An 11,673-nucleotide genomic window follows, 5' to 3' on the forward strand; every position below is an offset into this window, starting at 1 on the left:
CAGACGCTGTTTCCCGTGTTTCCCCGTCTGATTCCCCGCCGGAAGGTGGGGCCCTGCTCCGTCTTTCCGGCCCTTTCGCTCGGCCGTTCCGACGTTCCAAACCTTAGCGGATCTCCCCGGGGACTCCTAATCGAGTCCTTTCAAACGAGTTTTCGGCATGCCGAATTCCCGTCCCGTGAGGGAGGCCGTGCTGGTGTTGGTGTGCCGCTTCTGCTCCAGCGGCGGGAGGGCTGCCGGGAACCGTCCGGCTCCGTGGCAACTCGGAGTACTTTACGGATCGCCCCCGGCGGTGTCAAGGAACCGCGGTCGGCAGGGCCGGCGGGGTCGGCGGGTCAGGGGGCCGCGGGCCCTTCCCGGTCCTGGGCGTCCAGGTCCTTCAGCCGGCCCCCCGCGTCGGGCTGGGTGTCCTCCACCCTGCGCACGAGGCGGATCAGGACCTCGCCGAGCATGCCGCGCTCCTCGCTGGAGAGGTCCTGGAGGAGGTCCTCCTCGAAGGCGGACGCCATGCGCATCGCCTCCAGCCACTTGGCGCGGCCCTCGTCCGTGAGCTCCACGATCACGCGGACGCGGTTGTTCTCGTCGCGGTCGCGGGTGACGAGGCCGTCGTGGGCCATGCGGTCGATGCGGTGCGTCATGGCGGCGGGGGTGAGGCCGAGGCGCTTGGCGAGTTCGCCGGGGCCGAGGCGGTAGGGGGCGCCGGAGACGACGAGGGTCTTCAGGACCTCCCACTCGGTGTTGCTGATGCCGAGCTCCGAGACCTGGCGGCCGTACGCCACGTTCATGCGGCGGTTCAGGCGGCCGAGCGCGGAGACGACCTTCTCGACCTGCGGGTCGAGGTCCTGGAACTCGCGCTGGTAGGCGGCGATCTGCTCGTCGAGGCTCGGTTCGTGCCCCGGCGGCGGCAGGGACGCGGGCCCCTCGGATGTGTCGGACATCGCCTCAGTATCCCACGGGAGCCGTTGGCGTTTAAGTGCTTCGAGCTGTATTGTTCAAACTCTAACTTTAGCTTTGAAGTCTTCACCTCTGAGGTCTTCGTTCCTCAGTCGTACGTACTTCAACCTTCCGTGCGGCCTCTGTGCAGGCCCCGGAGCCCCAGGACTTCCCCATCCCCCGGGCGGCTCGTGCTGCCCGGCGACCCTAGGCAGGTGAGTGTGTGACCAAGGCGATGAGCTCGGCGATGCGCAGGATCCAGACCGGGAACGTGCTGAGCGCGTTCGGTCTCGGCTTCACCGTTCCCTACCTGTACGTCTATGTGGCGCAGGTGCGCGGCCTCGGGTCAGGCACCGCCGGGATGGTGCTCGCGGTGTTCGCGACCGCCGCGCTCGTCGTGCTGCCGTTCACCGGGCGCGCCATGGACCGGCGCGGGCCGATCCCGGTGCTGGCGGGCGCCGCTGTGTGCGCCGCGGGCGGCGCGGTCGGGCTCGGGCTCGCTTCGAGCGTCCTGGGCGCCGTGGCGGCCGCCGCCGTGCTGGGCGCGGCGACCGCGGTCATCCAGCCGGCGCTCGCCACCCTGATCGTCTGGTGCTCGACGCCGTCGACCAGGACCCGGGCGTACGCGACGCAGTTCTTCCTGCAGAACCTGGGGCTCGGCGTCGGCGGGCTCGTGGGCGGGCAGCTCGTCGACACGAGCCGTCCGGGGAGCTTCATCCTGCTGTTCTGCGTCGAGGCCGCGATGTTCCTGGTGCTCGCCGCCATCGCGGGGACCGTACGGCTGGCGTGGCCGGTGGCAGAGGCGGCCGGGGCCACTGCGGGCGGCGGGCGCGGGCTGCGCGCGCTGCTCTCGCACCGGGCGATGGTGCAGCTGCTCGTGCTGGCGTTCGTGGTGTTCTTCGCCTGCTACGGGCAGTTCGAGTCGGGCCTCACGGCGTACGGCACGGACGCTGCGGGCATCGACCCGTCCTCGCTGGGGGTCGCCCTCGCGGTGAACACGGCGGTGATCGTGGTGGCGCAGTTCCTGGTGCTGCGGTTCGTGGAGCGCCGCCGCCGTACGCGGGTGATCGCGCTGGTGGGGCTCGTGTGGGCGGTCGCGTGGCTGGTCGCCGGGTACGCGGGGCTGGCGCACGCGGGCCAGCCGGCGGCGACGGTCGCGTTCGTGTCGACGTACGGGCTGTTCGGGCTCGGTGAGGCGCTGCTGTCGCCGACGGTGGCGCCGCTGGTGTCGGATCTGGCGCCGAGCGCGCTGGTGGGCCGGTACAACTCGGCGTTCGCGCTGGTCAAGCAGTTGGCGCTGGCCGTGGGTCCGGCGGTCGGCGCGCCGATGGCGGCGCGTATGCACGGGCCGTACATCGCGACGTTCGTGCTGTTCTCGCTGGCCGTGACCGTACTGGCGCTGCGTCTCGGGCGGCGGCTGACGCCCGGGCAGGAGTGGCCTGCGGCGGTGGCGCCCTCGCGGGTGGTCGCGCAGCACCTGCCGGAGGCGGAGGCGCTGCCGGGGCCAGGGGTGCTGCCCCAGCAGGCCGCGGGCCCTGTGCGTGTGCCGGAGAGCGTCAGCTGAGGGCCGTGCCGTCCTCGGCGGGCGGCAGGGCGAACTCGCACCAGACGGCCTTGCCGCCGCCGGGGGTGCGGCGGGAGCCCCACGACGAGGCGATGGTGGCGACGATGGAGATGCCGCGCCCCGCCTCGTCGGCCGGCTCGGCCCTGCGGCGGCGCGGCAGGTGGTCGTCGCCGTCGGTGACCTCGATGATCAGCCTGCGGTCGGTGCGGCGCAGCCTCAGCCGCATGGGCGGGGTGCCGTGCTTGAGCGAGTTGGCGACCAGTTCGCTGGTGGCGAGGACGCCGAGGTCGCGCAGTTCGACGGGGAAGCGCCAGGAGGCGAGGACCCCTGAGGCGAAGGCGCGGGCGCGCGGGGCGGCCTCGATGCCGCCGAGGAGTTCGAGCGCGGCGTTGTGGAACAGCTCGGCGTCGCCGCCGGTGCGGGCGGGGTGCTGGAGCACGAGGACGGCGACGTCGTCGTCGTGCTCGGCGGTGATGCCCTGGCTGCGCAGCAGCCGGTCGCAGACGACCTGCGGGGTGCCCTGGGCGCCCGAAAGCGCCTTCTCCAGCTTGGCGATGCCGTCGTAGATGTCCTCGTCGCGCCGCTCCACCAGGCCGTCCGTGTAGAGGACGGCGGTGGATCCCGGCGGCAGCGGGATGCTGGCGGAGGCGTGCATCAGGCCGCCGGTGCCCAGCGGCGGGCCCGTCGGGTCGGGGGCGCGGCGCACGGTGCCGTCCTCGTCGCGCACGAGGAGCGGCAGGTGCCCGGCCGACGCGTAGACGAGGGCGCCCTCGTTGGGGTCGTGGACCGCGTAGACGCAGGTGGCGATCTGGCTGGGGTCGATCTCGGCGGCGAGTCCGTCGAGGAGCTGGAGCACCTCGTGGGGCGGCAGGTCGAGGCGCGCGTAGGCGCGTACGGCGGTGCGCAGCTGGCCCATGACGGCGGCGGCGCGCACCCCGCGGCCCATCACGTCGCCGATGACGACGGCGGTGCGTCCCGCGCCGAGGGTGATCACGTCGTACCAGTCGCCGCCGACCGCCGCGTCGGCGCCGCCCGGCTGGTAGGTGGCGGCGACCCGCAGGTCGTCGGGTTGTTCGAGCTCCTGCGGGAGCAGGGAGCGCTGGAGGGTGACGGCGGTCTGGCGGTGCCGCCGGTCGCTGGCGCGCAGCCGCTCGGCGGCCTCCGCGTGGTCGGTGACGTCTGCGGCGAAGACGAGCACGCCGTCCGCGCCGGGACGGCCGACGGGCGCGCAGGTCACGGTGTAGGAGCCCTCGGCGCGGCGCTCGGCGCGTGCGGTGCCCGCAGGGCGGCCGGGGTGGCCTGCGGCCGGGATCCTGCGGGACTTGACGGTGCGGGCCGTGCCGCTGCGCAGGACCTGGTCGAGGAGCGGGGTCAGGCCGAGTGCGGTGAGCTCGGGGCAGCTCTGCGCGGCGGGGGTGCCGAGTTCGCGGGGTCCGAAGGCGGCCTCGTAGGCGTCGTTGACGTAGGCGACGCGGTGGTCGGGGCCGTACACCAGGGCGACGAGCGCGGGGAGTTCGCCGAGCACGTCGCGTACGGAGAGGTCCTCGGGGGTGAGCGGCGCGGGCCGGCCGGCCTCGTCGGCGCGGGGCCGCGGGGGTTCGCCCGCGTACTCGCCGCGGGCCGCGGGGACCGCGCCGCCTTCCTGGCGGGCGGCCGTACGGTCCGCGCGGGCGAAGGCCCTGCGCTGCGTGCTGCCGGAGAGCCGGGCGCTCCAACGCGTGAAGTTCACGGTTTTCAGGACCTCGTGTGTGGTGTGCTGGTCGTGGTGGGGCGGTGGCGGCCGCCGACCTGACACGTCGGGCCCGGCGGGTGGTGCGGGGTACGCGGCGCGGGGCCTGCGGGGCGGGCGCCCGGCCGGTGCGGCCGGTGGGGCCCGGCCGTCCGCCGGTGGCTCGCCCCGGAGTTCGGTCGGATCGGTTCGTCCGGTCCGTACCGGGGGCCGTACGGACCGGCTCCATGGTCACACGTCCCGTGTGGCGGGGCCCACTGGCGGCGCTCCGGCCGTGTCGGGGGCGCGCGCCGGCGGTCTTGCGGCCTTACGAGCCGCCGGGGGCGCGCGGCCCCGGCGTGCCGGGCGGGCCCGGTATGTCCGGCGGCCTCGGCCCCGCCGCGGTCTCGAACTCGGCGCGCGGGTGCTTGAGCGAGCCGAGGGAGACGATGTCCCGTCTGAAGAGCCCGGAGAGGGTCCACTCGGCGAGGATGCGCGCCTTCCGGTCGGTGGTGGGCATCCTGCCGAGGTGGTAGGCGCGGTGCAGCAGCCAGGCAGGACGGCCCGTCAGCCGCCTGCCGCGCACGTGCGCGACGCCCTTGTGCAGGCCGAGTGAGGCGACGGAGCCCGCGGAGGCGTGCCGGTACTCGGCGAGGGGGCCGCCGCGCAGGGACGCCGCGATGTTCCCTGCGAGCACGGCCGCCTGCCGCAGGGCGTGCTGGGCGGTGGGGGCGCAGGTGGCGCCGGGTTCCGCGGCGGTCAGGTCGGGCACGGCCGCCGCGTCCCCCGCGGCCCACGCGTGGCGGGTGCCCGCGACGGAGAGGTGCTCCGTGCAGACGAGCCTGCCGCGGGTGTCGCGCGGCAGGTCGGTGGCGTCGAGGAGGGGGTGCGGGCGTACGCCCGCGGTCCACACGAGTGTGCGGGTGGTCAGGCGGGTGCCGTCGCCGAGGTGGGCGACGCGGTCCTCGCAGGAGTCGAGCCGGGTGCCGAGGCGCACGTCGATGTTGCGGGCGCGCAGGGCGCGCACGGCGTAGTGCGCCGTCTCCTCGTCGGCCTCGGGGAGGATGCGGTCCGCGGCCTCGACGAGGATCCACTTCAGGTCGCCGGGGGCGATGGTGCGGTAGTAGCGGGTGGCGTGCCGTGCCATGTCCTCGAGTTCCGCGACGGCCTGGACGCCTGCGAAGCCGCCGCCGACGAAGACGAAGGTGAGGGCGGCGTCGCGGACGGCGGGGTCGCGGGTGGAGGCGGCGATGTCGAGCTGCTCCACGACGTGGTTGCGCAGCCCGATGGCCTCTTCGACGGTCCTGAACCCGATGCCGTGCTCGGCGAGTCCCGGGACGGGCAGGGTGCGGGAGACCGAGCCGGGGGCGAGGACGAGTTCGTCGTACTCGCGCACGCGCTGCCCGCCCGCGCCGCCCTCCTCCGCGGACGCCGCGGTGCGCAGGGTGACGGCCCGTTCGCCGTGGCGTACGGCGGTGACCTCGCCGACGACGACGGTGCAGCGGTCGAGGACGGCGCGCAGCGGTACGACGACGTGCCGGGGCGAGATGGTGCCCGCGGCCGCCTCGGGCAGGAAGGGCTGGTACGTCATGTACGGGTCCGGGGAGACGACCGTGACGTCCGCCTCGCCTGCGGTGAGGGCGCGTTGCAGGCCGAGGGCGGTGTAGAGGCCGACGAAGCCGCCGCCGACGACGAGGACGCGGGCGGGGCGGCGGGCGGTGTGCGCGGCGCGTGAGGCCTTCGGCAGCGGGGCGTGCGGTGGGTGCGGGGCGGGCCCTCGGGCGCCCGGCGCGTCTGGGGCGCCCGAGGCGTCTGGGGCGTGCGGGGCGTGCGGGGCGTCTGACGCACCTGGGGCGTGCGGGGCGTCTGGCGCGTCGTCGGAGTCGTGCGCGCCTGCCGCGTCCTGCTCTCCGCCGGAGCGCGCGCCCTCTCCGCCGGGGCGCGCGGCGGGCGTTCGTCGTACCGTTCCTCGGGCGGTTCGCCGGATTCGTCGTGTGGTGCCTCGGGGGGTCTCAGCCATCACCACCCCATGAGGCATCGCCGTCCGGGGTTTGTCCACAGCCCCGGCAAATTGTGTGACCGGTACTCGCCCACTCGGCGTGCGGGACATTTCGCCACGTTGACGAAGAGGGGTGCAGGTCAGGGCGGTTGGGCCAGGGAGGGAAAGTTGGTTGAATCAGATATCTTCGCGCCCTTGCTCCGATCGGACCGCCTCCGTACGGAATTACCCCTTCTGAATTGCCGTGGGCTCAACTATGTTCGTGTGTCATCGGAGGTGCAGGTCCGTGACTGGTCTGTGCCCTTCGTGTCGAAAACGGGGAAAGTCTCCGGGGGGAGACGTACATGAGCCGGGGGAACGGTCATGCACATTCAGGATTCGCAATGGCGCGCCGGATCGGCGGCCGAAGGTGACGGGCGGGGTGTCGCGGGCGTCGGACCAGGCGCGGGACGCGGCATCAGGCACGGCTCGGCGCACCGCGTCACGGGCGGCGGTGCCGCGGCGCCGCACCCGTCGGGAGGCGGTGCGATGCGGGGCGGTACGGGGCAGGTGACGGTGGCCAAGACGACCGCGGCGCAAGCCGCTTCGGCGCAGGCAGGCAGCGGGGGTGCGGGCGGGCGCCCGGCGCCGCTGCGGGTGGACGCGCAGCGCAATCTGGAGCACGTGCTGCGCGCGGCGCGCGAGGTGTTCGGCGAGCTGGGGTACGGGGCGCCGATGGAGGACGTGGCACGCCGGGCCAGGGTCGGAGTCGGCACGGTCTACCGCCGCTTCCCGAGCAAGGACGTGCTGGTCAGACGGATAGCGGAAGAGGAGACCTCCCGGCTCACCGACCAGGCGCGCACCGCGCTCGGCCAGGAGGACGAACCGTGGCCCGCCCTCTCGCGCTTCCTGCGCACGTCGGTCGCCTCGGGGGCGGGCCGGCTGCTGCCGCCGCAGGTGCTGCGCGTGCGGATGGCGTCGGAGGAGGTGGCACTGCCGGTCGAGACGCGCGTGCCGCACCAGCGCCATCCCGGCGCGGAGGGCGAGCCGAGGGTGATCGAGCCCCGGCTGAGCGTCGAGGAGCTCGACGCACCGGGGGCCGTCGAACTGCTCGATGTCGTCGGGCAGTTGGTGGAGCGGGCCAGGGGCGCAGGCGAGCTGCGGCACGATGTGACCGTCGCGGACGTGCTGCTGGTGATCGCCACGGCGGCGCCTTCGCTGCCGGACGCGGCCCAACAGGCCGCGGCCTCCGCGCGCTTGCTCGACATCCTGCTCGAAGGACTGCGACCGCGGGCCCTGTAACGGGCGCGGCCGAGGTAGCGGGCCCGGCCGAGACGATCGGCGCGGGTCCGCGCATCGGCGCGGCGGACGCACCAGCGCGGGTCCGCGCGTCGGCGCGGCTGAGGCAGCCGGTGCGGCGGGCGCAGTTGGTGCGCTTGGCACGCCGGGTGCAGCCGGTGCGTGCGGCGCCGCAGGTGTGGTCGTGCGCGATGGCTGCGTCGCGCGCCCGGGCGGGCGGCGTGGGCGCGAGGGGTGCTGGTTCAGCTGTCGAATGCATGTGCCCTTCGGGGGGTCGGCGCGTCCCTCGTCGGCGGGAAAGCGTGGGGCGTGGGACCGGATCGTGTTCCTGGGGTGTGGTTGTGACCGGACCGCTCCCACCGTGCCACCGTTCTGTGGCACGCTTGCCGGGTGTTTGGGTGGGACAGCGCATACGGGGGCTTCCGCGATGAGCGGTGAAGGTCACGACGAGCCTGTGGGCGGGGGCAGCGGCGGTGCGGAGCCCGGCGGGCCCGCGCCCCGGCAGGTGCCGAACCAGGGCGGCCCGGCGGGTCCGCGCGGCGGGCCCGCGCGGCCCGCTTCCGGCCCCGTACGGGGGCAGGCGCCCGAGCCTGCCCCCGTGGAGACCGCGGAGCAGGATCCGGAGAGCAGCGTCCCCCAGCAGCGCGAGGGCCGCGGCGGTGCGGCGGCGACCGCGCCGCTCTCCAAGGTGCCCTCGCCCGCGCAGCGCGAGTCCGCAGAGGCCGAAGAGGCGGGTGGCGACGTCCCGGCCTCGGACGCCGACCTGGTGCAGCGGATGCGCGGCGGCGACGACAGCGCGTACGAGGAGCTGTTCAGGCGGCACTCGACGGCGGTGCGCCGCTACGCGCGCACCTGCTGCCGCGACGCGGACACGGCGGACGACCTGACCGCCGAGGTCTTCGCCAGGACCCTGCAGGCGGTGCGCGGCGGCGCAGGACCCGAACACGCCGTCCGCGCCTACCTGTTGACGACGGTACGGCGCGTCGCCGCGAACTGGACGAAGACCGCCAGGCGCGAGCACCTGGTGGAGGACTTCGCGGTGTTCGTCACACAGGCGGCCGCGTCCTCCTCGGTCTCCGACGACGACACCCTCGAACTGGGCGCCGACGTCCGGGCGATGCACGAGGCCGAGCAGTCCCTCGCGATGCAGGCGTTCCGCAGCCTGCCCGAGCGCTGGCAGGCGGTGCTGTGGCACACCACCGTCGAGGAGGAGTCGCCGAGCCAGGTGGCCCCGCTGTTCGGGCTGACCGCCAACGCGACGGCCGTCCTGGCGGGCCGGGCCCGCGAGGGGCTCAAGCAGGCGTACCTCCAGGCGCACGTCAGCACGGCGCTCACCGCGGGCGGCGACTGCGCGCGGTACGCGGACCGGCTCGGCGCCTACGCGCGCGGCGGCCTGCGGATGCGGGCAGAGCGCGGCCTGCGCAAGCACCTCGACGAGTGCGCCAAGTGCCGGATGGCCGCGGGTGAACTGGCGTCCGTGAACGCGCAGATCCCGGCCGTCGTACCGATCGCGGTCATCGGCTGGTTCGCCACCGGGTTCTCCCTCAAGGCGCTCGGCGTGGTGGGCGGCGCGACCGCGGGGGCCGCGGGCGCGGGTGCGGCGGCCGCGGCCGGCTCGTCCTCGGGAGGCGCCTCGGGCGCGGGCGGCGCGGGCGCCGCCGCGGACGGCGCGAGCACGCCCCTCAAGGTCGGCGCTGCCGCGCTTGCCGCGGTCGCGGCGGCAGCGGGGCTCGTCTTCGCGCTCACCTCGGGCGACGGCGACAAGCCGCCGGCTCCCGAGGCGAAGCCGCCCGCCGCGCAGCAGCTGCCGCCGCAGATCCCGGCGCCCTCGCCGCCCCCGACGCACAAGGCGCCCGCGCCGCCCGCGCCCGAGGCACCCGCGCCGAAGCCGACCCCGAAGCCGACCCCGACCAAGCGGTCCGTGCCGCCCCCTGCGAAGCCGTCGCCGACGCCGTCGGCCACCCCGACGAGGAAGCCGCCGAAGCCCCCGGAGTCGCCGAAGCCGCCCGAGCCGACGCACGCCCCGACCACTGAGCCGCCCGCGCCCGCGGTCTACCAGGTGAACCGGCTGCCGTACGCGTACCAGGGCGACGGCACCGAGCCCGAGGTGCGGCTCACCTCGGCCGGGCAGCTCTGGCAGCGGCAGAACCTGTCGGTCGCCAAGACCGCTTACGCGTACGGCGCGAGCATGCACGCCCCCGGCAGCGTCACGATCGACCTCAACCGGCCGTGTTCCACGTACCAGGCGTCGGTCGGCGTGGACGACATGACGCTCGGCCTCGGCAAGGTGCGCTTCTCCGTCTACGGCGACTCCGGGGCCCTGTGGACCTCCCCCGTCGTCAGCGGCGGCGACCCCGCCGTACCCGTGTCCGTACCGATCGCGGGCCAGAAGTCGATCCGCCTGGTGGTGGAGCCGGCCTCCCCGTTCGGCGCGGTGGCCGTGGCGGACTGGGTCCAGGCCCGCATCAGCTGCAGCTGAGGCTCCGGCCCCGCACGCCCTGTGCCGGGCCGCGGGCCGCCGGGCCGGCCCGGTCAGGCCGACAGGGCCGCCAGGTCGGCCGCCACCTCGGGCGGGGTGCGTCCCGCGCCCGTGGCGCGCGCCTTCTCGTACGCCTCGGGGGTGAGCGCGGCGCGGGCCCGCGAGACGACCTCGGCGGCCTCCCCGGCCTCGGGGACCGAGCGCGGGTACGCGCCGCGCCAGGTCTCCGCCGCGGCCAGGACCCGTACGGCAGCCGCGGGTTCGCCCGTGCTCACCAGCATCGGCGCCGCCACCTCCGCGACCTGCGCGAGCAGCGTCGGCGCGAACCCGCCTGCGACCGCCCTGCGCAGGACCAGCGCGAGCGCACGGAGCGCGGCGCGCGGGCCCGCCTCCTCGCGGGCGGCGATCCGCGCCTCCACCACCCCCACGGCGACGGCGAACTGCGGAGGCGGGGTGCCGAGCCCCGCCTCCGCCTTCGCGGCCTCGATCACGGTCCGCGCCCTGCCCACGTCCTCCCTGGCGATCGCGAGCAGCGCGCCGAGCAGCGCGAGGAACGCCTCCGCGTCCCGCACATGGGCCTGCTCGGCCTCCCTGACCGCCTCGGCGAGGCCCTTCTCCGCACCCTCCAGGTCGCCGGCCCGGTAGGAGAGTTCCGCGAGGCGCGCCAGCAGGACCGGCGCCTCGGCGTACGCGCCGACCTCGCGCGCGTACCGCAGGGACTCCTCGCACGCCGCACGCGCCGCGTCGAACCTGCCGCGGGCCATGGCCATCTCCCCGACCGCGCCCGAGACCTGCGCGAGCACCCAGCGGTCCCCCACCTCCCTGCACAGCTCCTGCAGCTCGCCGAGGGCCGCGTCGACCTCCTCGACGCCGCCCGGCAGGTCGACCAGGACATGGGTGCGGCCCATCAGGACCACGGCCGTCTCCCACGGGCCGCCGTACCTGCGGACGTTGGCCAGGGTGTCGGCCAGGACGCGGCGCAGGTCGACGCCGGGGTCGACGAAGAACGCCAGCAGGCCCCAGAGCATGCCGGGGAAGCGCGCGGACTGCGGACCCGGCCGGTCGAAGGTCCTGATCAGCCGCTGGACGGACGTGAGGCCTCCCGGCTCGGCCCTGATCCGGTCGAGGCCGCCGTGCTCCCCCAGCATGAAGACCCGCATGAGCTGGAGCGAGCGGTAGGGCCAGTACCGGGGGTCGTCCTCGCGCTCGGGCTCGGGGCCGAGCGCGAGCGCCTGGTCCACGCGGCGCAGGGCCTCCGTACGGTAGTTGCGCAGCCACCAGAACCAGCAGACGGCGAACACCATGCGCTGCGCCGCCCGTTCGTCCCCGGCGGCCCGGGCGCGGTCGAGCACGGCGCGGATGTTGTCCAGCTCCGTCTCCACGCGCCGCATCCAGGGCAGTTGGTCCGCCGAGCGCAGGCGCGGCTCCGCGGTCTCGGCGAAGCCGATGAAGTACGCGGTGTGCGCGCGCTCCGCTTCGGCGCGCTCCCCGGGTGCCTCGGCCGCGCGCTCGGAGGCGTACTCGTGGATGGTCTCCAGCATCCGGTAGCGCATCGCACCCTCCGCCCCAGGCGCCGCCACCACCAGCGACTTGTCCACCAACGAACCCAACAAGTCCGCGATGTCCACCCCTCCACCACCACCATCCGCCCCGGCACCGCACACCGCCTCCGCCGCCACCAGATCACACCCACCCGCAAACACCGACAACCGCCG

The 11,673-nt window shown here is 75.0% G+C and carries 7 protein-coding genes; 3 read left to right on the forward strand and 4 right to left on the reverse strand.

What is annotated here, in order from left to right:
* Nucleotides 1–332: 332 nt before the first annotated feature.
* Nucleotides 333–935: a MarR family transcriptional regulator gene (locus AB0910_RS30780; protein ID WP_366747955.1), complete on the reverse strand. Its 603-nt coding sequence runs from the start codon at nt 933–935 to the stop codon at nt 333–335.
* 230 nt (nt 936–1,165) lie between these two features.
* Between AB0910_RS30780 and AB0910_RS30785 the strand changes: the two genes are divergently transcribed.
* Entirely contained in the window at nt 1,166–2,494 is a 1,329-nt protein-coding gene (locus AB0910_RS30785; RefSeq protein WP_366747959.1) for an MFS transporter, read from the forward strand.
* Here AB0910_RS30785 and AB0910_RS30790 read toward each other — a convergent pair.
* Nucleotides 2,487–4,223, reverse strand: a complete 1,737-nt coding sequence (locus tag AB0910_RS30790) for an ATP-binding SpoIIE family protein phosphatase (protein WP_366747956.1) — start codon at nt 4,221–4,223, stop codon at nt 2,487–2,489. The genes AB0910_RS30785 and AB0910_RS30790 overlap by 8 nt on opposite strands.
* A 307-nt stretch (nt 4,224–4,530) precedes the next feature.
* Nucleotides 4,531–5,949 carry an FAD-dependent oxidoreductase gene (locus AB0910_RS30795; protein WP_366747960.1) on the reverse strand — a complete coding sequence of 473 codons (1,419 nt, stop codon included), beginning with the start codon at nt 5,947–5,949 and terminating at the stop codon, nt 4,531–4,533.
* A gap of 882 nt (nt 5,950–6,831) precedes the next feature.
* Here AB0910_RS30795 and AB0910_RS30800 point away from each other — a divergent pair.
* The gene (locus AB0910_RS30800) at nt 6,832–7,482 is read left to right on the forward strand and encodes a helix-turn-helix domain-containing protein (RefSeq protein ID WP_366747961.1); all 651 of its coding nucleotides are present in this window, start codon (nt 6,832–6,834) and stop codon (nt 7,480–7,482) included.
* 424 nt (nt 7,483–7,906) lie between these two features.
* Nucleotides 7,907–9,958 (forward strand): sigma-70 family RNA polymerase sigma factor, encoded by a 2,052-nt coding sequence (locus AB0910_RS30805; RefSeq protein ID WP_366747957.1) that lies wholly within the window; start codon nt 7,907–7,909, stop codon nt 9,956–9,958.
* Between the two features lie 53 nt (nt 9,959–10,011).
* Here AB0910_RS30805 and AB0910_RS30810 read toward each other — a convergent pair whose 3' ends face one another.
* Nucleotides 10,012–11,586, reverse strand: coding sequence for a hypothetical protein (locus tag AB0910_RS30810; RefSeq protein WP_366747958.1), 1,575 nt, complete (start codon nt 11,584–11,586; stop codon nt 10,012–10,014).
* Between the last annotated feature and the right edge of the window lie 87 nt (nt 11,587–11,673).

Source organism: Streptomyces sp. NPDC047002 (assembly GCF_040704505.1).
Classification (GTDB): Bacteria; Actinomycetota; Actinomycetes; order Streptomycetales; family Streptomycetaceae; genus Streptomyces.

What these genes read in the sequence shown, in the direction of transcription:
- AB0910_RS30780 (WP_366747955.1), bottom strand. Translation starts at nt 935, where the DNA reads ATGTCCGACACATCCGAGGGGCCCGCGTCCCTGCCGCCGCCGGGGCAC.
- AB0910_RS30785 (WP_366747959.1), top strand. Translation starts at nt 1,166, where the DNA reads ATGAGCTCGGCGATGCGCAGGATCCAGACCGGGAACGTGCTGAGCGCG.
- AB0910_RS30805 (WP_366747957.1), top strand. Translation starts at nt 7,907, where the DNA reads ATGAGCGGTGAAGGTCACGACGAGCCTGTGGGCGGGGGCAGCGGCGGT.